This window comes from Sphingomonas sp. P4_G2 (assembly GCF_056401155.1).
Genome location: NZ_JBFUJY010000001.1, coordinates 886,329 through 907,115, shown reverse-complemented (window position 1 = coordinate 907,115; position 20,787 = coordinate 886,329). Strand labels below are relative to the sequence as shown.

The window sequence follows — 20,787 nt, the reverse complement described above, 5'->3', positions numbered from 1 at the left end:
GAGGGGGAGCGTTGCTTATCGAACTGGGCTTGGTGACCACCGCTTTAAGTGCTGGTGGCGCCTTGGATAAACTTGCGACCCCCTCATTCAAAGAACGGGCCGTAGAATTAATAAAACGATCTAACCAACTAGATTGGCATTCCTACATTGCTGCGTGGGCGTGGAAATTATACACACAATTGTATGGCGTAAAATCTACATCTGGCAGATTCTTACTTAGATCATCTATTGCCTATGTATTACTCATCGGTGGATCAATATTATTTCTGCCACTATATAGTTCATCGAGATATGATACCATAGTATCGGTATGGACATATGGAAGCTCTGCAGAAAAGCTGAGCTGGATGATTTGCCTATTAATAGGCCTGCCGTTATACATATTAGCAAATGCACAAACTTTATATTTTTTAGAAATACTAAGAACTACTCCAAATTTCTTCAAGTTTTTACTAGTTGCATATGCAGACTTTCTTATCACTTCTTCTATCGCCCTTTTTGGCGTACCCGCCGCTCTGCTCGCTTGCTCATACATCGACATCACATCCACGCAGCGAAGTATACCAATCGAAATTAAGTTCGATCGGCTCCTGGATAGCCCGCTCGCCGAAACGGCCAGAGCGCTAGATAACAAAATAACCGATCCAGAACTGTATGATGTCATCACACATCAAGATAAAATATTCACGATTGACGTCAGTTATTCCTATAAAGGAAATAGATCTAACAATGGAAACGACCTGGACTTCTACTTAACTCGAAAAGAAGTTCGAGCAGGCCACATATCGCAGGCATCCATGTCTGCCGACGGAAAGTCGATTCGACAGACCGATGCGAGCGGAAATCCAACGGGCTACCGCAGCTTGGAATTAGGCTTTTCTTCAAGCACCTCCTCGGTAGAGTTTCGTGACAAAAGATCTTTTGCACAAGTTCTAGATAATTTTTGCAAAAAATTCTCTATAAGTATGTTTTTAGCGAATGATCGTAGCATCCTAGTTGAAAGAGACTCTGTAAATCTGAATAATATATATTCCGCCTGCCTTCACGAACGATCTGTGCTCATAACTCCACTTGTCACTTACAATAACAAAAATGTGAGTTACTCACAAATTTACAACTATTATCTCCAGTTAAATTTGCAAGATACAATGAGTAATGTAACCTCCGGGGTTGGATCGTATTTAACTTTCTCACCCTATCTTGCTCTATCTCCAGAAAATGGACAGGGATGGTTTCATAAACACAATATCGCCGAGAGAGATAATAGAGAGGCAGTTGCACTGGACAATCTTCTCGCCGAAACCCTATTTTATGACCTTGGCGGTTACAATTGGATCATAAATAAGGGATCTCCTGCAGGATCAATGAATTTTGCCATATATAGCACGGCCTTGTTCAATGTAATAGTTATGTCGATATTTTTCATTGCGTTTCCAATTGTTAAGATTGCATCCAATTTCGATTTTATATCAAAATATATAACTATCGAAAATCTTCCATTCACCATTTCTTCCGCCGTATTGTCGATATGGTTATTAGTTCTGATATTTATCGCCACTTTGCTTTTTTAAGCATGTTCGTTTGGATGGCGGTGACGGTTTACTGACTTCCGAAATAGCTTCACATCGGCCCCGGGAGAGCCCAATGCCCGAAGCCCACATCGACCCCACCCGCGAGCAGTTCGACGCCTTCAAGGCGCTCCCTCGCGACGCGCCGATCGCGATGCTCAACCTGGTCCGTTATCGCGAGCGCGCCGCCTATCCCGACGACCATGACTGCGCCGCGCTCGGACTGACCGGGGCCGAAGCCTATGCCCGCTACGGCGCGGAAAGCGGCCTGATCTTTCGCCGCGTCGGTGGCAATGTCATTTGGTCGGGTGCGCCGCGCCTCGTGCTGACCGGGCCGGCGGACGAGGCGTGGGATACCGCGTTCGTCGCGCTCTACCCGTCGGCGCATGCCTTTCTCGAGATGGTGACCGACCCCGCCTATCGCGTCGCGGTCGTCCATCGCCAGGCGGCGGTCGCGACCAGCCGGCTGATCCGCTGCGATCCTCGCGAGGCGGGTGCGGGCTTCGCCTGACGGCGGCTCACGCCAGACCAGGTTCCTCGTCGAGCGCCGCGCCCTTGGTATCTGGCGCCCTCGCCGACAGAAGCTGAGTTGCGTTCACCAGGACGATGAACGGCCAGACGAAGACCCAAAAATCACTGGCTTGCTGGGGACGCGGGACAGGCCACCACGGCTGCCCCCAAATGAACATCATGGCCATCGCGACCCTGCCGAGATGGCCAAATCCCGATGGCCCTGGCCTTGCTGCGGCTGTATTCCCGCCAGTGGCGAGCAAAACAAACACGCCCAAAATCATGAGCAGGGCCACGAAATCTTCCATCCGATTCCACGGCATGCCGAGGAACGGCATTGCGATGACGGCATAGGCGCAGAGCAACGCGACGAGCGCCAGCCATTGTACTCCACGGAGGTTGCGGAGCCAATCGATCCATCCGGTCATGACAAGCTCCCCTTTCAACCTAATCCTACCACGTCGGCTAAGCACCTAAAGCCCTTGTCGAATATCGTCTTGGTACACCCCCAAATCTTGACGAACCCGCCGCCCAACGGCACATCAGCGGCGTTCACCACCCCTGAGGGAAGTATGAAGGAAATTGTCGCCCGCTGACCTGACGGCCCCGGTTTTGCCGGAGGCGCCGTCGTCATGCGCTCGACCCGCCGGGACGTCCCGGTCGGGCGGCGCGGTCGTTTTCTCGACTGACGGGCACATTCCACGTGAACATTTCCAAGTACGAACAGCGCGTGCTGCACGCGCTCGCGCAGGGCGGCGCGATCCATCACCGCCGTGACAGCAACGGGCGGATCGTCGAGGCGATCTGCTTCACCCGCGAAGGCCATGTGCTGACGGACGGCTCGCTGCCGGTGTTCCGCAAGCTCAAGCGGCGCGGGCTGATCTTCAGCCAGAGCGGGCAGCCATATCGGATCAGCCGGTTGGGGCTGGCGGCGGTGCGGAGTCAGCTGGATAATCGCTGAGCGCCCGGAAATAGCCCCGCTATTTCCGGTACCGGCGGTCAGCGCGGCCGGCCTCGCGTCAGCGAGGTCCGACGGCGCGGCTTTGCCGCGCCGCTACGCACGGGAGTGAGGACGTGTCCCCATTTCCGCCCGAGGCACGTCGGAGGCGGGACAACAACCGCCCTGCCCTCACCCTTCCGCCGCTCTGCGAGCGGCTCCCTCCCTCTCCCGCATACGGGAGAGGGAATTTTGCGTGCCGCGTCTGTCCTATCGCCGGTGTCGCAACGGCCCTATGTCCCGGCCAAATCGGGGAGGAGAGCCCGCTTCATCCTGGGGCAAGCTTGCCTGAGCTAACCAGCCGCGAGCGCGTGCCCCGTGCTCGCCTGCCAATTGAGGATTCGATGCGCTTCACTCCCCTGATTGCCCTGACCGCCGTCACCGCCATCGCGATCGCTACCCCGGCCGCCGCCAGGACCGAGAGCTTTCATGCGGCGCTGGACGGCACCGCGATCCCGACGACGACCGGATCGCCCGCGCATGGCCGCGTGACGGTCAAGGTCGACACCAAGTCGCAACGCGTCTCGGTCGAGCTCGACGTCCAGGGGATCACGCTCGATCAGCTCAACGACGCCTTGGTCGCCAAGCCGATCGGCCCGGTCCATTTCCACCAATATCGCACCGCCGACGATGTCGAAGCGGTGCTGCCCGTGCCCTATGGCGCCAATTATCGCGCGACCAAGACCGGGTTCCACGTATCGATGCGCAACTACGCCTATGCCGAGGGCGCGAAGCTGCTCAACGATCAGGATACGTTCGAGGAATTCGTCGACGCGCTGAACGCCGGCAAGATCGTGATCAACATCCACACCGACAAATTCCCGGATGGCGAGATCAGCGGCAAGGTGATGCCGAATTAGGTGGTGAGGTCATAAACAGGACCGTGGGGGAATGGCGGAAAGCGGACATCCGCTGGCAACGATTCTTGGATTAGGAAGCCGGTAAATTATTCATCCCGTACATGGGAACTTCTGAGTTTAAACCTCATATACCGCGCTTCAAAATCGCGAAGTGCGGACGCGACGCGTTGTCGCTCGTTGCCCGCGCGAGCCTCCTTGATTGCCTTCAATTTGGCGGGGCGACAGTCAGACATTGCTCGTCTTACGCTTCGGGGAGGCAGGCTATTGTCGCGATCCGTCACGCATTTGACATACGGCCACACAATCCGCCCTACCGGATTGCCGTAGTTAAGGCGTAATGTATCCCAGTCCGGCACGGCCAAGCTACTGATCGCCAGAAGTATCAACATTCCCCGATGATAACATTTTGAAGAACGACCGCTACTGGGTCGCTTCCTGCCAAGCGGCTTTTTGAGCCTACCGCCTGCCGCCGCTCCGCACCCCTATCCCTTGGGCTTGTCGGCCACCCGGTACTTGTCATGGCAGGCCGAGCAGGCGTTGCGCACCACGCCCCATTGCGTCGCGAAGCCGGGCTGATCGCCTGCCTTGGCGAGGTCGGCGAGCTTGGCCGCCTCGGTCGCCAGTGTCGCCGCCGCCTTTTCGAACCCGGCGCGGTCGCTCCACACGGTCGGCAGCGCCTTGGTCGTGCCGCCGTCGCTGCCCGCAGGAAACAGCCCGGGCAAGGCGCGCGCCCAGGCGGCGATCGCGCCGGCGGCGAAGGCCTGGGTCTTCACGTCGCCCTTGGCGTCGATCACGCCTTTCATCCCGCCAAAGGCCGCACCTTGAAGCTTGAACCCCGCCTGCCGCGCCGCGATCAGCTGGTCCGCATCGGCGCGCCGCGTCGCCGCCGCCGCGGTCAGCACGCTCGCCGCCATCACCAGTATCAATGCCGACATCGTTCTGGTCATCGCGCCTCTCCCTTGGTTGAAGTCGCGCGATGCTATGACCGTGCGAGCGATCGGGCAATCCCGCCGTTAACCGGCTTTGCGGAGCGCGCGTTAACTGTGCCGGGCTATCGTCCGGTGATGATCTCGACCAAAATCTTTCGCAGCCGATGGTCGGCGCTGTTCTGGGCGGCCGGGATCATCTGGACGGCGTACGACGTGGCGAGCGCCAATACGCCGGATCCGGTGACCAACAACAGCGTCGCAGCCGACACCGACGCGACCGGCGTCGCGGTCGACAATGGCGACCTGGCGGTGCTCGCCAACGCGATGGGGAATTAGGGGCTGAGGTCGTAGCATTTAGCCCTAACCGCGAAGGTCCTGGTTCACGGCACCTTCTTTCGAGTCGTCATGCCGGGCTCGTCCCGGCATCCACTCCTCCACAATCGAGCTGAGGCATTGTTGCGCAGTGGATGCCGGGACGAGCCCGGCACGACGGCGGTGTTGTGGGTACCGCCTACTTCCCCGCGAACAGGAACGCGACCGCGCCGACCAGGCAGAGAAACGCCCCCAGATGCCGCCAACCGAGCGGTTCACCCAGCACGGTCACCATGAACACGCCGAACGCCGCGAGCGCGATCGCTTCCTGCGTCACCTTGAGCTGTCCGCCCGACCAGCCGGCGGCATAGCCGATGCGGTTGGCGGGCACCGCCAGGCAATATTCGAAAAAGGCGATGCCCCAACTGATCGCGATGACGATCCACAGCGGCTTGGCCATGCCGCCCTTCAAATGCCAGTACCACGCGATCGTCATGAAACAATTGGACAGCGCGAGCAGGGCCACCGTCCACATGCCGGTCGATCTCTTTCGTTAGCGAATGACGGTGCACGCGATGGGCGGCTGACCCGGCGTCGTCAAGGTCGCGGCATCGCCTTTGCCGCGCAGCTCGTATGGCCCCTTCTTGTACCAGATGCCCGATGCCGGCTTCTGCCCGTCGAGCGTCGCCAGCGGCCGGGCGTTGCGGGTGAGTTCGGCGGTGTCGCGCTGATTATCGAACCGCACCGCGAATTTGCTCCCGTCCATGCAGCGGTAGCGCGCGCTGACCACCGGCGGCGTGCCGCTCGTATCGCCAGGACCGGTTCCGTCATCCGCGCCCGGTTTCGCACCACCCTTGCCGGGGGCCGGCTTCAGGTCGATCGAATAGATGTGCCATTTGCGCTGCTCGGACGTCGCGCCATCGACGACGGTGCGGCGCAGGACGATCGTACCGGTCTGGTAATCGGGCCGGCCGTCCTTGAGCCGGGCATAGACTTGCACGGGCACCGAGACATAGCGGCTTCCCGCCGCGCCCTCGATCTCGCCCGGGCCGCCGATATTGGCGTGGTATTCCTTGTATTTGGCAAAGCTTACGGCGAACGCCGCTGGGCTCAATTTGCTGTCGGCACCGTCATCGCCCCACAAGGCGCGGGCGGCGGCGTATTTACCGCCCTCGATGCTGGCGAAATAGATCTGGACGACGTTCGCCGCCCCCTGCGCGCTGTCGGGGGTGAACTTCCCCTCGGAAACCGGCGTCCGGTCATCGGGCAGCCCGCCCGGCTGGCCGGGCGCGGCGGGTGCCAGCGGCGGTTCATCGTCGGTAGCCGGCGCCGTCGCACCGTTGGTCGCGACCTCCGACACATTGTCCGTCGCATTATAGCTGTTGATGTCGCCGCGTGCGCGTTCGGCGGCATCGTTGATATCGACTTCGCTATTGCCGGTCGTGGTCGGCTGCGAACAAGCGGCAAGGCACAGGAACGGAACAAGCAAGACGGCGCGCAAGATGAAACCCCCGGACAATACGGTGATAGGGGGTGTGAACGTTCCGACGCCCGCGTCGTTCCCGCGTCAGAAGACGCCCTTGAACTGATCGTTGCCGACAAACCCCAGCCGCGTGACGCCCGCGCGCTTCACCGTCGCCAGCACGCGGTCGAACGTCTCGTAGCGCGCGGCGGCATCGGCGCGGATAGTCAGCGTGGCATCCTTGTCCGCCATCGTCGCGACCAGTTGATCGGGCAACGCGCTCTCCGTGGTGGCGGCGCCGTCGAGGCTGAGCGCGCCCGACGCGGCGATTTCGAGCCGGTGCATCTTGTCGGGCGACACCGGATGGCCGGGACCGCTCGGCAAGTCGACCGCGACCTTGTGCGTGGCGACCGGCAAGGTGAGGATCATCATGATCAGCAGAACGAGCAAGACGTCGATCAGCGGCGTGATGTTCATCTCGGCGATCGGTTGGGAATGGGCGGTATGGCTGGCCATGAGCGTTCTCCCTTTAAGTTACGTGATAACGTATCATATCAGAGAAAGATGGCAAGTGACTCCCCTCCCTGCTTGCAGGGAGGGGTCGGGGGTGGGTGCGCGCGTCTGCGCGCCTACAAAGACTCAATAGTTGATCGCCAAAACAGCGACGAGCGAGGCATCGAACCTCGCCCGCCGCTATACCCACCCCTTGATCCCCTCCCTTGTCAGGGAGGGGAGATTAGGAGGTCGACAACTCGCTTCCCCTCAGCAATCCTCGTATTTCCAGTTGAGCTTCTTGCCCTCGCGCGCCTGCTCGACCGTCTGCGCGACCCGCTTGGCCCGCGTTTCGTCGCGCTTGGCGTCGGCTACCCATTCGCAATATTCGCGGCGGCAACTCGGCGCAAAGGCGTTCCAGTTCGCCGTCGCCTGCGCGTCCGCCGCCAGCGCGGTGGCGAGCGTTGGCGGGACCTCGGCCTCGGGCTTGCCGGCACGGGCCGGCCGCTTGGGTTTTTCACCGGCATCGATCTTGGCCAGCGCCTGGTCGAGCCGCTCGAGCAGCAGCGTGTCGGGCGGCAGCGTCGCGACGTCGGTCAGGCGGCCATATTGCCCCATTGCGTCGCCTTCCTTGCCGGTGGCGAGCCCCAGCCGGTCCCAGAAACCGAACGCGGCATGCTCCTTGAACGCCGCCATATTGGCGAGCAATTCGCCCTTATAGGTGAAGAACGGCATGCTCCATTTGATCGTTTCCTCGACCGCGGGCGCATGGCCATGGATCAGGTCGCGCAGATGCGTGAGGATCGGTTTCGCGAAATCGTTCTTGCTCGCGATATAGGCGTCGACGCGCGGGTCCCTGGACATCGGCTCTCCTTTCGGCTTCCGGTCGGGCCGAAAACCTAGGGCCGTCGCTAGCCGGCGGTCAACGCCGATGACATGGCGCCAGGAATTGGGCGTCAGGAATTGGGCGTCAGGAATTGAGCGCCTCGTCGTCGGCGTCGGACAAGTCGTCGTCGTCGGAATCGCCGTCGTCGAATCCGTCCTGGACCTCGTCCTCGTCGATATCGTCCTCGTCCATGTCGGCGTCATCATCTTCTTCACCGACATCGGCGTCGGACATCTCGACATCGTCCTTGTCTGGCTCATCGCCCAGATCGGGGTCGAGGTCAGTCAGGATCGTCCCGTCGGTCGGCCCGTCGCGCGTCGCTTCCAATATTTCGGCGCGCTGGCTTTCGTCATAGCCTTCTTCGTCGAACCCGTCGTCGCCGGGGGTCTGCCCCGATACTTGATAACCGCCCATCTCCATCTCCATGCCTGGCATGATGCGAACGGCGGCGCGGGCTTCGGGTTCCGTCAGGCGCTATACTAAGCGGGGCGAAACAGGCGACCGCGCTCGACGATTGCCGCCAGCACCAATGCTACCACTCCCGCCGCCAGGAAGCCAAGGTGCAGCGGCGTGGTAGTGCCGTCGAACGCCATGCCGATCAGCCCACCGATCGCGGCGCCACCGGTGGTGACGACGAATCCCTGCAGGCTCGACGCGGTGCCCGCGATCTCGCCCATGTTCATCATCGCCATCGCGGAGCAGTTCGACGCGGCGAGGCCGAAACACGCCATCGTCACCGCCTGGAGCGCGACGAAGGTCCACAGATTCTCCAGGCCGAGATGGCTGATCACCAGGCTGGTCGACGCCGTCACGATCAGCACGACCATCGCGCCGTGCGAGATGCGCCGCATGCCGAGCCACATGACGATCCGCGAATTGAGCAGATTGCCGCAGGCCATCGTCACCGCGCAGGCGGCGAAGATCAGCCCCAGCCGATTGCCCTGGTGGAACACCTTATCGACGATCGGCTGGATCGACGTGATGTAACCGAACAGCGCACCCTGCAGCCCGATCACCGCGGCGGCGTAGCCCACCGACAGCCGGTCCTGCAGCGTGCGTTTCCAATTGCCTAAAAGCAGCTTCGCCTCAAGCGGCACGCGGCGCTCGACCGGAAGCGTTTCGGGCATGCGGAAAATGAACCATGCCGCCACCACCGCGCTGGCAATCGCGATCATGTTGAAGATCAGCCGCCACGATCCTCCCAGATTCACTATCGACTGGCCGATGCTCGGGGCGATGATCGGGAAGATCATGAAGGTCATCACTGCCAGGCTACTGACCCGCGCCATCGCACGGCCGGAATAGCAATCGCGGATCAGTGCGATCGTCACCACGCGCGTCGACGCAATCGCTACCCCGGCGCACACGCGCGAAATCAGCAGCAGGTCGAAGCTCTTCGCCATCGCGCAGACCAGATTCATCAGGATGTAGAGCACCATCGAGCCGACCAGCACCGGCCGCCGGCCATAGCGATCGGCGAGCGGACCGTGGACCAACTGCGCTGCGCCGAACCCGCCCGAGAACATCACGATCACCAGCGGCAAATCGTGGGCCGAGACATTCAGGTTTTGACCGATCTCCGGCAGCGCAGGCAACATGGTGTCGATGCCGAGCGCGCCCAGCGCCATCAGCGCCGCGATCAGCGCGACGAACTCCACGAAGTGGATCGGCGACGAGGATTCGGCGCGAGAAGGATCTCCAGGCTGCGGCATCCCGCCCCCATGCCCCAGCCGGGCGAACAAATCAGCCCCGAAAAAATTTTGTCACGCAAGCGGAATAGGGTGCCGCCACCGGACCGATCACGGCCATTGCCGGTCGCGGGTACAGGTCCTAAGCCACTGTCCTTCCGGGGGTGGAAACGTGAGGAGAATCGCATGAGCATCTTCGGTACGATCAAGGACGCCATTTTCGGCTCGGCCGCACCGGCGCCCGCGCCGGCCCCAGCTCCTGCCGAGGCAGCGGCGCCTCCTCCACCCCCGCCTCCCCCGCCGGCAACCCTGAGCGAGGATCAGATCTATGCGGTGCTCGAAAAGCACGCCGAGGCGCGTGGCGAACCGCTCAACTACAAGGAATCGATCGTCGACCTGATGAAGGCGATCGGCCAGGATTCGAGCCTCGACGCGCGCAAGCAGCTCGCGACCGAGCTCGGCTATACCGGTGATCAGAGCGACACCGCGACGATGAACATCTGGCTCCATCAGAAGACAATGGACAAATTGATGAACGGCTGACGCGTTGGACTTGTTGTGGCGGGCGCCCGAGTGTATTATAGATATAATGCACTATGGGAGCCCGCCATGCTTCGTTTGACACCTCTCGCCGCCGCCGCGTTGGCGCTCGCCGCCTGTGGCGACCATGACGGCAACAGCACCTCGATCAGCTTCAGCGGCAACAGTTCGGACGGCGCCGTGTCCGGCGGCATCGACAGTTCGGGCAACCTCAAGATCGACACCAACGGCTTTAAGGCCGATCTGAAGCTGCCCAAATTCTCGGTCGACGCGAGCAATTTCGAGATGAACGGGGTGCATCTCTATCCCGGCTCGACGATCAGCTCGATCAACGTCAATGGCGGCGACGACGGCAAGGACAATGGCAAGGATTCCGGCAAGGTCCGCGTCGCCTTCACTAGCCCGGCCAGTGCCGCGACGGTGCGCGACTGGCTCAAGGAACGGCTGGGCAAAGCGGGTTTCACCCTGTCCGCCGATGGCGCCGGCCTGACCGGCAAGACCGACGACGGCAAGCCGTTCGCGCTCAAGCTGAGCGACCAGGGCGCGACCAAGTCGAGCGGCACGATCGATATGGGTGGATAATACCCCGTCACCGCAGCGAAAGCTGGGGTCTCATGCCGCAAGCGTACCTAAAGCCTCTTAAGACCCCAGCTTTCGCTGGGGTGACGGGCGGGCGGCAGGGGTGACGGATGAATGGCGAGGGTCTATCATCCCCGCTTTCGAGAATTCCGGACAATAGAAAATGCTAGACACCCCCTCTGCCCAGGTCCCCGCCCTCAGCCTCGCCGACGAAGCGCGCGATCCCGCCGCCTTTGCCGCCGCGTTTGGCGGGTCGTTCGAACGGTTCGGTTTCGCGATCGTCGCCGACCACGGCATCCCGCTGCCGCTGATCCAGCGCGCCTGGAGCCTGACCGAGCAATTCTTCGCGCTGCCCGAGGACGAAAAGCACGGCTATTACGACAAGGCCTGGGGCGGACAGCGCGGCTATACGCCGTTCAAGACCGAGATCGCCAAGGACGCCAAGCACGTCGATCTCAAGGAATTCTGGCATGTCGGGCGCAACTTGCCAGAGGGCCATCCCGCCGCCGCGACGATGATGCCTAATGTCTGGCCGTCGCGCCCGGGCGATTTCCAGGAAGCGCTGACCGACCTGTGGAATGCCTTCGACCGCGCCGGTCTCCGTCTGCTCTCGGCGATTGCGCGGCATTTGAAACTATCGCCCGATTATTTCGAGACCGTCGTCGATCACGGCAATTCGATCCTGCGGCTGCTCCATTACCCGCCGATCCCGGCCGATGCCGAGGGCGTGCGCGCCGGCGCACACGAGGACATCAACCTGATCACCTTGTTGCTCGGCGCCGAGGAAGCCGGGCTCGAACTGCTCGACCGCGACGGCAAGTGGCTGGCGATCCGCCCACCCGAAGGCGCGATGGTGGTCAATGTCGGCGACATGCTGCAGCGGCTGACCAACAACGTGCTGCCGTCGACCACACACCGGGTCGTCAACCCGCCGCCCGAACGCCGCGGTTTCTCGCGCTATTCGATGCCGTTCTTCCTCCATCCCAATCCGGAATTCCTGATCGAGACGCTGCCGAGCTGCATCAGCGCGGACAATCCGAACCGCTATCCGACGCCGATCACCGCGCACGATTATCTGCACGAACGGCTGGTCGAAATTGGCCTCGTGAAAGCCTGATCGTTTCGTGCTAAGACTATTTCTGCAGCAAGAGGAAGTTCAGCAAGGGAAAGTATCGTGTATCGCGAAACCTTGATTGTCGGCGCGCTTGTCGCCGCACTGACCGCCATTCCAGTGGCCCATGCTCAACGAACACCACGCAACCAATCCGGCTTCCAGGCACCCTATACCAGTTATACCGGGCAAGGAGCGTTTCGGAGCGGCGCGGAAACGAGCCTTCGCTACATGCCCCCGCCAAATCAGAAGCAAATCGCACAGATGGTACGATGGAATGCGGTGGGCCAGTGCGTCAGCGCAGAGGACCGCGAAGCGAGTTTGACGTGGGTCGGCGGGGGCCGCGGGGCCAGTCTCGCCCGGGCTCGGCTCGAGCCGGCCTTCGCTCGCTGCCTGGCGGATAGCGGAATCACCGATCCGAACGATAAGGCGCTTCGTCGCGCGGCACTTGCCGACGCGCTAGGCGTCAAACTAGGGCGATAGTTTGAAATGAGGGGCATGGGGGCGATGCAGCGTTTTATCGTGGCGGCGGGTCTGCTGGCTGGCGCAACCTGGTTGTTACCAGGAGCGATGGCACGACCGGCGGTCGATCTGTTCGCCGGCGAACGCGACGACGTCGCGCGCGTGGAGCGGACGGTGCCGAACCCGACCGGCCTGCTGCGCTTGTGGTCGACGGTGGGGCGTTGCGTGGTCCAGCGCGACCGTAACACCGCGCTGACCTTTGTCCGCGCGCCGCTCGGCTCCGATCTGTCGCTCGCCGCCGCGCGCCGGCTCGATCCGGTCTTCGCCGGGTGCCTGGCCGGATCGCGCGTACCCGGTCCGTCCAGCGTGGTGCTGCGCCGCGCCGCTTTGGCCAACGCGCTGGGCATCGCCGGAACGCGCATCTAGGGCGCTCACCACTTTTTCGACCGATCCGCTTCGCTGCGAACGCTTGCGGCGAGCGGCAAAGTTCCTCTACGCGGGACAGCGATGACTTCGATCTCCCCGCTCCGCGTTGCGCTCGCAGGCCTTGGCACCGTCGGTGCCGGCGTGATCAAACTCCTCGACGTCAATGGCGAGCTCATCGCGCGGCGCGCGGGCCGGCCGATCGAGATCGTCGCGGTGTCCGCCAGGGATCGGGCCAAAGACCGCGGGGTCGATATCGAACGGTTCGACTGGGTCGACGACACCGCGGCGCTGGCGCATCGCGACGACGCCGATGTGGTGGTCGAGCTAATTGGCGGATCGGATGGCCCGGCACTGACGCTGGCGCGCGCCACGCTGGCCGGCGGCAAGGGACTCGTCACCGCCAACAAGGCGATGATGGCGCATCACGGGCTCGAACTCGCCGAAGCGGCCGAAGCAGCCAATGCCCCGCTCAAGTTCGAGGCAGCGGTGGCCGGCGGCGTTCCGGTCATCAAGGGCCTGCGCGAAGGCGCCGCGGCCAATGAGATCAGCCGGGTCTACGGCATCCTCAACGGCACCTGCAATTTCATCCTGACCAAGATGGAAGCCGAAGGACGCGACTTCGCCGACGTGCTGGCCGAGGCGCAGGCTTTGGGGTTTGCAGAAGCCGATCCCAGCTTCGACATCGACGGCGTCGATGCGTCGCACAAGCTGTCGATCCTCGCCAGCCTGGCGTTCGGCACGCGCCCCGCTTTCGCCGATGTCGCGACCGGCGGGATTCGCCACGTCCTCGCCGCCGATATCGCCGAAGCCGCGACCCTCGGCTATCGCATCCGCCTGGTCGGCATCGCGGAAGCCGGGTCGAAGGGGTTGTTCCAGCGCGTCCACGCGCATCTCGTCCCGCTCAGCCACCCGCTTGCACATGTTTCCGGCGCGCTCAACGCGGTCGTCGCGGAAGGCAATTTTGTTGGCCGATTGCTGTTCCAGGGTGCCGGCGCGGGCGACGGCCCGACCGCATCGGCGGTGGTCGCCGACCTGATCGACATCGCCCGCGACGAATTCGGGCCGCCTTACGCGATGCCCGCCGCCCAGCTCACCGCATTGCCTGCCGCCGATAGCGGCGAGCGCCGCGGCCGCGCCTATCTCCGCTTCATGGTCGCCGATCGGGTCGGCGTGCTGGCGGAGATCGCCGCGGCGATGCGCGACGCCGGTGTCTCGATCGAGAGCCTGATGCAGCGCGGTGTCAGCGCCGACGGCAGCGTGCTCGTCGCGATCGTCACGCATGAGGGACCCGAACGCGCGGTGGCCCAGGCGCTCGAAAAGCTGCGCGGGTCGCAAAGCCTGGCCGGCGAGCCGCTCTGGATGCACATCCTCGGCTGATCCTTCGGGAGCCTTCTCCCTCAGGGCAGCAGTTTCCCCTCGGTCGACGGCGGCGTGTCGTCGAACGGAATCGCGACGCGGCCGGTTTTGTCGGGCTTCTTCGCGAACGCCTTTTTGGCAAGGTCCGCCGCCCCCTTGATCATCGGCACGAGCGGCGGACCGAATCCGACGACGCAGCTTCGGCTGATCGGACAGGGCGTGCCTTGGGCGGCCAACGCGCCGGTGCCGCTCTTATACGGATTGGACGGCACCGGCCCGTCGGGCGTTATCTCTTCGGGATAGGGCAATGTTTGCGAGGGCAGCGGATTGCCGCACACGACGATGTCCTTGCCATCGACATGGCGGACGCATGGCTCGTTGGCGACAGGGACCAGGATCGAGAATCGCTCCGGCGTGTCGGTGGCAGGTGTTTGGGGTGGCACGGTGGCGGGCGCCACCGCAGCCTGCAGCGCCAGAGACAATAGCAATCCGGGCATAAAGATCCCTCCCGCGAGCAATGTACCGCTCGAACCCGGCGTTAACGCGGCAGGAAACTTGCCCGCAAGGTATCGATCGGATCCTGGCTCGATCGCAACAAGGTGCGGCGCTTGCTGAGGCAGCGCATCGCACCGATCACGTCGCATTTCCTGCCGTCATCGGCAAGCGCACGATCCTTGAGCGACTGCGTATCCTCGCTCGACGCCGGCAGTCGATATCGATCGGCGCATACGCCCACACATCGCGACGGCGGCGCCGGTGGCTTGAGCGTGAAATTCAGCTTCAACGGCGGGTTGTGCGCCGCGGCGCCCAACATGACGAACAATAACGGCGTGAGCATCGGACGACCCCTGTCTCGACCACCCCAAATGCCAACACATGAGGCCACAAGACGTTCCGCTGCGCCAGAGGGTGCGCCCGGCTCGGCCCTATTTCTTCTGCAATCCAACGTGTTTACGGGGCGATCGGTCGCTCACCCATCAACGACACGCCGGATCGCGTGCTGACCGATACCCCGGCCGCGCCGCAACCAACGAGAAAGGTCGACTTTTCCTGGCAATTATTGGTCCTGGCGAGCATCCGCTCGCGCTCGGCCGGGACGCCTTCATGCCTGGGGTCATTGGGGTCGATCACCGTCAACGGCGCGCGATAGCGATCAGCCTCGCGCCGCCCGCAGATAACGATGTCGTCGGGCTGGTTGTCATGGCAGTCGATCGTGGCCCGGGTTGCGGCGCGGTAGCGCTCCATCGCCGTATCGAGCTGCGGGGCCGCCTGCATCATCACCAGCCACCACAGCATGATCCGACTCCGCCGATGTTACGACGGATCCGTAATGACCTACGATTGCGGCGGTTTCGCGTCAGGCGACGATGCGCGGCACGCCCAGCCGGGGAATTTCGATCGCCGGACAGCGATCCATCACCACCTTCAGCCCAGCCGCTTCGGCACGCGCCGCGGCGTCCTCGTTGATGACGCCCAATTGCATCCACACCGCCTTCGCGCCCGAGGCGATCGCCGCATCGACCGCTTCACCCGCCGCTTGTGGCCGACGGAAGATGTCGACGATGTCGATCGGCACGCCGATCTGGGCGAGGTCGTGGAAAACGTACTCGCCATGAACATGCTCGCCGGTGATCTGCGGATTGACCGGGATCACACGATAGCCGTGCCGCTGCAGCATCGCCATCACGCCATAGCTCGGGCGATCGGGCCGGTCCGACGCGCCAACCATCGCGATCGTGCGGGCGTTGGTCAGCAACTCGCGGATATCCTGGTCAGCGCTGAGCGGCATGTCCGTCTCCCAAATTCATTCGGCTAACGACCGGCGGAAAGCCAGTCGTTCACTTTCCCGGCTATCTCTCCGAACGCTGCGCCTTCTGGCCCGTTCCCGGCAGCCGGCGGTGTGCCCGCGTCTGAGGCGATCCGGATCGCCATCTCGAGCGGCACGCGCCCGAGGAACGGAACACCCATCTCCGTCGCCGCGGCCTCCGCGCCGCCCTGTCCGAACGGATCGGAATATTCGCCGCAATGCGGACAGCGATAGCCCGCCATATTCTCGATCACGCCGATCACCGGCACGCCGGCCTTGCCGAACAGATCGGCGGCGCGGCGCGCATCGATCAGCGCCAGATCCTGCGGCGTCGAGACGATCACCACGCCCGCCGGCTTGTATTTCTGGATCATCGTCAGCTGCACGTCGCCGGTACCTGGCGGCATATCAACCACAAGGGTGTCGGCGGCGCCCCAATCGCCCTCGATCAATTGCCCCAGCGCACTGGCTGCCATCGGACCGCGCCAGGCAATGGCCTGACCGGGCGCGACCAACTGGCCCATCGACAGGATCGGCACGCCGAATGCGGTCGGCACCGGGATCATGGTCTTCTCACGCGCCCGGGGCTTGATCCCCTCGACCCCCATCAGGGTCGGTTGCGAGGGTCCATAGATATCGGCATCGACCAGCCCGACCTTGCGTCCGGCCCTGGCCAGCGCGATCGCCAGATTGGCGGCGACAGTCGATTTGCCGACTCCGCCCTTGCCGCTGGCCACCGCGATCAGCTTGCGGCCGACACGCTCGCTGGTCATCGCGATGCGCACCTCGCGCGCCTCGGGACCGGCCACGGCAGCGGCATGCACCGCCGCCTCTAGCGCCTCGCGCGCCTCCGATTCCAACCCGGTAACGTCGAGAATCACGCTCGCGCGATCGCCATCCAGCCTCACTGTCGCGCGGTTGCCCGCCACTTCTGCGACGCGTGCCGCCAACCCCATCTTTTCGTCCATGCGCGCCAGATAGGGCCGCAACCGCCGCTTGCCACTGTTTTTCCGCGCAGCGGCACCTATAAAGACGGATATGACGATTGCCTTGCCGTGGCGGCGCCGCCTTTCCGAAACCATGTCCGACAAGCCGAAAAGCCCCTGGGGAGGTGGTGGCGGCGGCGATTCCGATGGCGGGAGCGGCGACGGCAATGGCGGCGGCGACGCCGGCCCGCGCAATCCCTGGGCGCAGGCGCCGGGATCGCGCGCTCGCGGCCCACGCGCGGCCAGCGGCATCGAAGATTTGCTGAAGCGCGCCCGTGGCGGCGGCGGCGGTGGCGGCGGTAATTTCCGCCTCCCCGGTGGCGGCAATGGGCGATCCTTGTGGCTGGCGGGCGTCGGCTTACTGGTCGTGTTGTGGATCGCGTTCACCAGCTTGCACGTGATCGGGCCGCAGGAGCGCGGCGTGGTGACCTATTTCGGCCGCTATTCGGGCACGATCGGCCCGGGCTATAACTGGACGCTGCCCGCGCCGATCGCCTCGGTTCGGACGATCAACGTCATGGGCATCCAGACCTTTCAATTCCCCGACAGCGACAATGGCGGCGGCGGCCCCAATCTGGTGCTGACCCGCGACGGCAATCTGGTCGATCTCAGCTATTCGGTGCAGTGGAACATCATCGACCCGCAGAAATATGTGTTCGAGCTCGACAAGCCCGATGACGCCGTGAAGGCCACCGCGGAAACCGCGGTGCGCGCGGCGATCGCCAATTCGACGCTCGACGACGTGCTCGGGGCGGGCAAATTGTCGATCCAGACCCAGGTCGCGCTCACCATGCAGCAAATCCTCGACGATTATCAGTCGGGCATCCGTATCGTGAACGTCGCGCTCAACAATGCCGCCGCGCCGGCGCAAGTGAACGACGCCTTCAAGAACGTCACCGCCGCGCAGAATGAGCGGCAGTCGAACGTCACCCAGGCGCGCGGCTATGCGCTACAGGTGGTGGCGATCGCCCAAGGCCAGGCGGCCGCGTTCAACAGCGTTTATGAGCAATACAAGGTCGCGCCCGAAGTGACGCGCCGCCGCATGTATTACGAGACGATGGAAGCCATTCTGTCCAAGAACGACAAGACGATCATCGAGCCGCGCAACATCGCGCCGTTCCTGCCAGTGCCCGGGAATATCAGGAAATTGCCCGACGCCCCGCAAGCGGAGGCACGCTGATGACTTGGTTGCGTAACCCGATCACACTCGGCGTCGTCGCCTTGCTCGCGGTGATCCTGCTCGCCAGCACGGTCGCGATCGTTCCCGAAACCAAGCAGGTCGTCGTCGTCCAGTTCGAAAATCCGATCGGCACGGTCAATCGCTGGAAGCCCGGCGAAGCGCTCGGCCAAACCGGCGCGGGGCTGATGGCGCGCATTCCGCTGGTCGATCGCCTGATCTGGATCGACAAGCGCGTGCTCGATCTCGATCTCGACAACCAGCCGGTGCTGTCAACCGACCAGCAACGGCTCGAGGTAGACGCTTTCGCGCGCTTCCGGATCGTCGATCCGCTGCGTTTGGTGCAGTCGATGGGCCTGACCTCGGGCACCGAGGATCGTGTCCGCGCCCAGCTGACGCCGTTGTTCGCCTCTGCCTTGCGCTCCGAACTCGGCAAGGTCGATTTCAACGCGCTGCTGAGTCCCGAACGCGGCCAGTTGATGGACAATATCCAGATCGCACTGCAGCGTTACGCGCGCAATTATGGCGTCCAGATCATCGACGTCCGCATCAAGCACGCCGATTATCCGGAAGGATCGCCGCTGCAATCGGCGCTCGACCGGATGAAGAATACGCGCGAACAACAGGCGCAGACGATCCGCTCGGAAGGTCAGCGCGATGCGGCGATCATCCGCGCCCAGGCCGATGCGCAGGCAGCGAAGATCTACGCCGAAGCGTTCAACAAGGATCCTGCTTTCTACGACTTCTATCGTGCGATGCAGTCCTATCGAGTCACGTTCGGGCCCGATTCCAACGGCAAGCTGCCGCCGGGATCGACCAACCTGATCCTGACGCCCGACAATTCGTACCTGAAGGAATTCGAAGGCAACGGAAAGTGATGTTCTGAACCGATCGGAACGTGGCGGGTTTGACCAATCACGTTCCTTGCAGTTCGTTCATATTCAATCGCCGTTCAGGCTCCGGTGGGCAAGAACAGTCCAACTGGGGCATATCGAGACGAAGAGGATTCACCCAAGTGCGCTACGCCTACGCCATTACTACCGCCCTGCTGCTCGGGGGCGCCGCTACGACCGTGTTGTCGCCTTCCTATGCGCAGAACGCGCAGAACGAGCCGGGCACCATCTCCGCCGCAGCGCCCAAGGCCGGCGCGCCGATGAGCTTCGCCGACATGGTCGCCAAGCTGCAGCCAGCCGTGGTCAATATCTCCACCAAGCAGAAGGTGCAGGTCTCGTCGGGCGGCAATCCGTTCGGCGACTTGTTCGGGGGGTTGCTCGGCCAGCAGGGCCAGGATGACGGCCAGCCGATCACGCGCGAGGGGCAGAGCCTGGGGTCGGGCTTCATCGTTTCGCCCGACGGCTATATCGTCACCAACGCGCACGTCATCACCGCCGCGGCCAAGGGCAAGATCGAATCGATCACCGTCACCTTGTTCAACCGCAAGGAATATGTGGCGAAAGTGATCGGCAGCGACACCGCCTCCGACCTCGCGGTGCTGAAGGTCGACGCGACCAATCTTCCGTACGTGAAATTCGGCGATTCGACCAAGGCGCGGGTCGGCGACTGGGTGATCGCGATCGGCGAGCCGTTCGGCTTGGGCGGCACCGTCACCGCCGGCATCGTCTCGGCGCTCAACCGCGTCACCGGCCAGGGCGGCGCCTATGACCGCTTCATCCAAACCGATGCGGCGATCAACAAGGGCAATTCGGGCGGCCCGATGTTCGACCTGAACGGCAACGTGATCGGCATCAACTCGCAAATCTATTCGCCGTCGGAAGGATCGGTCGGCATCGGCTTCGCCATCCCCGCCGCCTCGGCCAAGCCGATCATCGACACGATGATCAAGGGCGGCAAGGTGCAGCGCGGTTATCTCGGCATCGGCCGCCAGCCGATCGACGAGGATATCGCCGGCACGCTCGGCCTGCCCAAGGATCGTGGCGAACTGGTCAACCGCGTCGAGCCGGGCGGGCCTGGAGAGAAAGCGGGGCTGAAACAGGGCGACGTGATCGTCGCGGTCAATGGCCAGGAAGTGAATCCCGAACAGACGCTTCCTTATCTGGTCGCGAACGTCGCGCCGGGTGGCGCCGCCAAGCTGAGCGTCATCCGCGACGGTAAACCAATGACGGTCACCGCGATCGTCGGCAACCGCCCGAGCGAAGAAGAGCTCGCCAATTCGATCACCGGCGGCAATGACGGCGACGATGATGGCGACGGCACGCCCGGCAACGGTGCGCCCGAACTCCATGCCGGCGTCAATCTGCTCGGCGTGCAGGTGACCGCGCTCACCCCGCAGATCGCCAATACGCTCGGCGTCAATCCGGGCCAGGTCAGCGGCGTGGTCGTCACCGGGGTCGACATGTCGAGCGACGCGGCGGCCAAGGGCCTGCAGCGCGGCGACATTATCTCGTCGATCAATCGGGTGCCGGTGCGCACACCAACCGAATTTGACGCGCAGATCCGCGCGGCGAAGACGGCGGGCAAGACGACATTGCTCCTCTACATGACCCGCGCGCGCCAGGGCAGCCAATATATCGCGATCAAGCTCAAGGGGAACTGATCGATCGCCTCGAAGCTTGGCAGCCCCGGGGCTTGCCAGTTAAACCTCCCTCGTCCCTCAGCCGGGACGAGGGAGTTTTTGCATG

General features: G+C 62.9%; 26 protein-coding genes. 13 read left to right on the top strand and 13 right to left on the bottom strand.

Annotation, left to right across the window (positions count from 1 at the left end):
* The first annotated feature begins 11 nt into the window (after nucleotides 1–11).
* Both AC1DRD_RS04175 and AC1DRD_RS04170 read left to right on the top strand, forming a co-directional pair.
* A complete protein-coding gene (locus AC1DRD_RS04175) occupies nucleotides 12–1,571 on the top strand; it encodes a hypothetical protein (protein ID WP_478040414.1) in 1,560 nt (519 codons plus the stop codon).
* 73 nt (nucleotides 1,572–1,644) lie between these two features.
* The gene (locus AC1DRD_RS04170; protein ID WP_478040413.1) at nucleotides 1,645–2,079 is read left to right on the top strand and encodes a DUF1330 domain-containing protein; all 435 of its coding nucleotides are present in this window, start codon (nucleotides 1,645–1,647) and stop codon (nucleotides 2,077–2,079) included.
* A gap of 7 nt (nucleotides 2,080–2,086) precedes the next feature.
* Here the strand turns inward: AC1DRD_RS04170 and AC1DRD_RS04165 are convergent, their stop codons facing one another.
* Entirely contained in the window at nucleotides 2,087–2,506 is a 420-nt protein-coding gene (locus AC1DRD_RS04165) for a hypothetical protein (protein WP_478040412.1), read from the bottom strand.
* Nucleotides 2,507–2,781: 275 nt separating this feature from the next.
* Between AC1DRD_RS04165 and AC1DRD_RS04160 the strand changes: the two genes are divergently transcribed.
* On the top strand, nucleotides 2,782–3,039 hold the full coding sequence (locus AC1DRD_RS04160; protein WP_478040411.1) for a YjhX family toxin: 258 nt from the start codon (nucleotides 2,782–2,784) through the stop codon (nucleotides 3,037–3,039).
* A gap of 380 nt (nucleotides 3,040–3,419) precedes the next feature.
* Entirely contained in the window at nucleotides 3,420–3,935 is a 516-nt protein-coding gene (locus AC1DRD_RS04155) for a CHRD domain-containing protein (RefSeq protein WP_478040410.1), read from the top strand.
* Between the two features lie 482 nt (nucleotides 3,936–4,417).
* Here AC1DRD_RS04155 and AC1DRD_RS04150 read toward each other — a convergent pair whose 3' ends face one another.
* Nucleotides 4,418–4,882 carry a c-type cytochrome gene (locus AC1DRD_RS04150; RefSeq protein WP_478040409.1) on the bottom strand — a complete coding sequence of 155 codons (465 nt, stop codon included), beginning with the start codon at nucleotides 4,880–4,882 and terminating at the stop codon, nucleotides 4,418–4,420.
* A gap of 96 nt (nucleotides 4,883–4,978) precedes the next feature.
* On the opposite strand from AC1DRD_RS04150, the gene AC1DRD_RS04145 reads away from it, so the two are divergent.
* Nucleotides 4,979–5,200, top strand: coding sequence for a hypothetical protein (locus tag AC1DRD_RS04145; RefSeq protein WP_478040408.1), 222 nt, complete (start codon nucleotides 4,979–4,981; stop codon nucleotides 5,198–5,200).
* 175 nt (nucleotides 5,201–5,375) lie between these two features.
* Here the strand turns inward: AC1DRD_RS04145 and AC1DRD_RS04140 are convergent, their stop codons facing one another.
* The 6 genes from AC1DRD_RS04140 to AC1DRD_RS04115 all read right to left on the bottom strand — a co-directional run bounded on the left by AC1DRD_RS04140 (nucleotide 5,376) and on the right by AC1DRD_RS04115 (nucleotide 9,728).
* Entirely contained in the window at nucleotides 5,376–5,711 is a 336-nt protein-coding gene (locus AC1DRD_RS04140) for a DMT family protein (RefSeq protein WP_066816687.1), read from the bottom strand.
* 18 nt (nucleotides 5,712–5,729) lie between these two features.
* Nucleotides 5,730–6,677, bottom strand: coding sequence for an MliC family protein (locus AC1DRD_RS04135; RefSeq protein ID WP_478040407.1), 948 nt, complete (start codon nucleotides 6,675–6,677; stop codon nucleotides 5,730–5,732).
* A gap of 66 nt (nucleotides 6,678–6,743) precedes the next feature.
* Nucleotides 6,744–7,154, bottom strand: coding sequence for an ExbD/TolR family protein (locus AC1DRD_RS04130; protein WP_478040406.1), 411 nt, complete (start codon nucleotides 7,152–7,154; stop codon nucleotides 6,744–6,746).
* Nucleotides 7,155–7,400: 246 nt separating this feature from the next.
* Nucleotides 7,401–7,994, bottom strand: a complete 594-nt coding sequence (locus AC1DRD_RS04125; RefSeq protein WP_478040405.1) for a YdeI/OmpD-associated family protein — start codon at nucleotides 7,992–7,994, stop codon at nucleotides 7,401–7,403.
* Between the two features lie 106 nt (nucleotides 7,995–8,100).
* Nucleotides 8,101–8,430 (bottom strand): DNA primase, encoded by a 330-nt coding sequence (locus tag AC1DRD_RS04120; RefSeq protein ID WP_478028329.1) that lies wholly within the window; start codon nucleotides 8,428–8,430, stop codon nucleotides 8,101–8,103.
* 65 nt (nucleotides 8,431–8,495) lie between these two features.
* Nucleotides 8,496–9,728, bottom strand: a complete 1,233-nt coding sequence (locus AC1DRD_RS04115; protein WP_478028328.1) for a multidrug effflux MFS transporter — start codon at nucleotides 9,726–9,728, stop codon at nucleotides 8,496–8,498.
* A 162-nt stretch (nucleotides 9,729–9,890) separates the two neighbouring features.
* Between AC1DRD_RS04115 and AC1DRD_RS04110 the strand changes: the two genes are divergently transcribed.
* From AC1DRD_RS04110 to AC1DRD_RS04090, 5 genes are all read left to right on the top strand, one after another.
* Entirely contained in the window at nucleotides 9,891–10,247 is a 357-nt protein-coding gene (locus AC1DRD_RS04110) for a DUF3597 domain-containing protein (RefSeq protein WP_478040404.1), read from the top strand.
* 66 nt (nucleotides 10,248–10,313) lie between these two features.
* Nucleotides 10,314–10,826, top strand: coding sequence for a hypothetical protein (locus AC1DRD_RS04105; protein WP_478040403.1), 513 nt, complete (start codon nucleotides 10,314–10,316; stop codon nucleotides 10,824–10,826).
* A 160-nt stretch (nucleotides 10,827–10,986) separates the two neighbouring features.
* Nucleotides 10,987–11,940 (top strand): isopenicillin N synthase family dioxygenase, encoded by a 954-nt coding sequence (locus tag AC1DRD_RS04100; protein ID WP_478040402.1) that lies wholly within the window; start codon nucleotides 10,987–10,989, stop codon nucleotides 11,938–11,940.
* 501 nt (nucleotides 11,941–12,441) lie between these two features.
* On the top strand, nucleotides 12,442–12,822 hold the full coding sequence (locus AC1DRD_RS04095; RefSeq protein ID WP_478040401.1) for a hypothetical protein: 381 nt from the start codon (nucleotides 12,442–12,444) through the stop codon (nucleotides 12,820–12,822).
* An 81-nt stretch (nucleotides 12,823–12,903) separates the two neighbouring features.
* Nucleotides 12,904–14,199: a homoserine dehydrogenase gene (locus AC1DRD_RS04090; RefSeq protein ID WP_478040400.1), complete on the top strand. Its 1,296-nt coding sequence runs from the start codon at nucleotides 12,904–12,906 to the stop codon at nucleotides 14,197–14,199.
* Between the two features lie 20 nt (nucleotides 14,200–14,219).
* Here the strand turns inward: AC1DRD_RS04090 and AC1DRD_RS04085 are convergent, their stop codons facing one another.
* The 5 genes from AC1DRD_RS04085 to AC1DRD_RS04065 all read right to left on the bottom strand — a co-directional run bounded on the left by AC1DRD_RS04085 (nucleotide 14,220) and on the right by AC1DRD_RS04065 (nucleotide 16,941).
* On the bottom strand, nucleotides 14,220–14,675 hold the full coding sequence (locus AC1DRD_RS04085; protein WP_478040399.1) for a hypothetical protein: 456 nt from the start codon (nucleotides 14,673–14,675) through the stop codon (nucleotides 14,220–14,222).
* A gap of 41 nt (nucleotides 14,676–14,716) precedes the next feature.
* Nucleotides 14,717–15,016 carry a hypothetical protein gene (locus AC1DRD_RS04080; protein WP_478040398.1) on the bottom strand — a complete coding sequence of 100 codons (300 nt, stop codon included), beginning with the start codon at nucleotides 15,014–15,016 and terminating at the stop codon, nucleotides 14,717–14,719.
* A 113-nt stretch (nucleotides 15,017–15,129) separates the two neighbouring features.
* On the bottom strand, nucleotides 15,130–15,474 hold the full coding sequence (locus AC1DRD_RS04075; RefSeq protein ID WP_066813276.1) for a hypothetical protein: 345 nt from the start codon (nucleotides 15,472–15,474) through the stop codon (nucleotides 15,130–15,132).
* Nucleotides 15,475–15,535: 61 nt separating this feature from the next.
* Nucleotides 15,536–15,967, bottom strand: a complete 432-nt coding sequence (locus tag AC1DRD_RS04070) for a CoA-binding protein (protein WP_478040397.1) — start codon at nucleotides 15,965–15,967, stop codon at nucleotides 15,536–15,538.
* A 23-nt stretch (nucleotides 15,968–15,990) separates the two neighbouring features.
* Nucleotides 15,991–16,941 (bottom strand): Mrp/NBP35 family ATP-binding protein, encoded by a 951-nt coding sequence (locus tag AC1DRD_RS04065; protein WP_478040396.1) that lies wholly within the window; start codon nucleotides 16,939–16,941, stop codon nucleotides 15,991–15,993.
* Between the two features lie 82 nt (nucleotides 16,942–17,023).
* Here AC1DRD_RS04065 and hflK point away from each other — a divergent pair, with 82 nt between their 5' ends.
* From hflK to AC1DRD_RS04050, 3 genes are all read left to right on the top strand, one after another.
* Entirely contained in the window at nucleotides 17,024–18,151 is a 1,128-nt protein-coding gene (hflK, locus tag AC1DRD_RS04060) for a protease modulator HflK (protein ID WP_478040395.1), read from the top strand.
* A complete protein-coding gene (gene hflC / locus AC1DRD_RS04055; protein ID WP_478028308.1) occupies nucleotides 18,151–19,026 on the top strand; it encodes a protease modulator HflC in 876 nt (291 codons plus the stop codon). The genes hflK and hflC overlap by 1 nt, the downstream gene beginning before the upstream one ends.
* 137 nt (nucleotides 19,027–19,163) lie before the next feature.
* Nucleotides 19,164–20,702: a Do family serine endopeptidase gene (locus AC1DRD_RS04050; protein ID WP_478040394.1), complete on the top strand. Its 1,539-nt coding sequence runs from the start codon at nucleotides 19,164–19,166 to the stop codon at nucleotides 20,700–20,702.
* Nucleotides 20,703–20,787 lie beyond the last annotated feature (85 nt).

Coding starts and splice junctions, on each gene's coding strand:
- AC1DRD_RS04170 (WP_478040413.1), top strand. CDS start 1,645: ATGCCCGAAGCCCACATCGACCCCACCCGCGAGCAGTTCGACGCCTTC.
- AC1DRD_RS04165 (WP_478040412.1), bottom strand. CDS start 2,506: ATGACCGGATGGATCGATTGGCTCCGCAACCTCCGTGGAGTACAATGG.
- AC1DRD_RS04155 (WP_478040410.1), top strand. CDS start 3,420: ATGCGCTTCACTCCCCTGATTGCCCTGACCGCCGTCACCGCCATCGCG.
- AC1DRD_RS04150 (WP_478040409.1), bottom strand. CDS start 4,882: ATGACCAGAACGATGTCGGCATTGATACTGGTGATGGCGGCGAGCGTG.
- AC1DRD_RS04140 (WP_066816687.1), bottom strand. CDS start 5,711: ATGTGGACGGTGGCCCTGCTCGCGCTGTCCAATTGTTTCATGACGATC.
- AC1DRD_RS04130 (WP_478040406.1), bottom strand. CDS start 7,154: ATGGCCAGCCATACCGCCCATTCCCAACCGATCGCCGAGATGAACATC.
- AC1DRD_RS04125 (WP_478040405.1), bottom strand. CDS start 7,994: ATGTCCAGGGACCCGCGCGTCGACGCCTATATCGCGAGCAAGAACGAT.
- AC1DRD_RS04120 (WP_478028329.1), bottom strand. CDS start 8,430: ATGGGCGGTTATCAAGTATCGGGGCAGACCCCCGGCGACGACGGGTTC.
- AC1DRD_RS04115 (WP_478028328.1), bottom strand. CDS start 9,728: ATGCCGCAGCCTGGAGATCCTTCTCGCGCCGAATCCTCGTCGCCGATC.
- AC1DRD_RS04110 (WP_478040404.1), top strand. CDS start 9,891: ATGAGCATCTTCGGTACGATCAAGGACGCCATTTTCGGCTCGGCCGCA.
- AC1DRD_RS04105 (WP_478040403.1), top strand. CDS start 10,314: ATGCTTCGTTTGACACCTCTCGCCGCCGCCGCGTTGGCGCTCGCCGCC.
- AC1DRD_RS04100 (WP_478040402.1), top strand. CDS start 10,987: ATGCTAGACACCCCCTCTGCCCAGGTCCCCGCCCTCAGCCTCGCCGAC.
- AC1DRD_RS04095 (WP_478040401.1), top strand. CDS start 12,442: ATGCAGCGTTTTATCGTGGCGGCGGGTCTGCTGGCTGGCGCAACCTGG.
- AC1DRD_RS04090 (WP_478040400.1), top strand. CDS start 12,904: ATGACTTCGATCTCCCCGCTCCGCGTTGCGCTCGCAGGCCTTGGCACC.
- AC1DRD_RS04085 (WP_478040399.1), bottom strand. CDS start 14,675: ATGCCCGGATTGCTATTGTCTCTGGCGCTGCAGGCTGCGGTGGCGCCC.
- AC1DRD_RS04080 (WP_478040398.1), bottom strand. CDS start 15,016: ATGCTCACGCCGTTATTGTTCGTCATGTTGGGCGCCGCGGCGCACAAC.
- AC1DRD_RS04075 (WP_066813276.1), bottom strand. CDS start 15,474: ATGCTGTGGTGGCTGGTGATGATGCAGGCGGCCCCGCAGCTCGATACG.
- AC1DRD_RS04070 (WP_478040397.1), bottom strand. CDS start 15,967: ATGCCGCTCAGCGCTGACCAGGATATCCGCGAGTTGCTGACCAACGCC.
- AC1DRD_RS04065 (WP_478040396.1), bottom strand. CDS start 16,941: ATGGGGTTGGCGGCACGCGTCGCAGAAGTGGCGGGCAACCGCGCGACA.
- hflK (WP_478040395.1), top strand. CDS start 17,024: ATGACGATTGCCTTGCCGTGGCGGCGCCGCCTTTCCGAAACCATGTCC.
- hflC (WP_478028308.1), top strand. CDS start 18,151: ATGACTTGGTTGCGTAACCCGATCACACTCGGCGTCGTCGCCTTGCTC.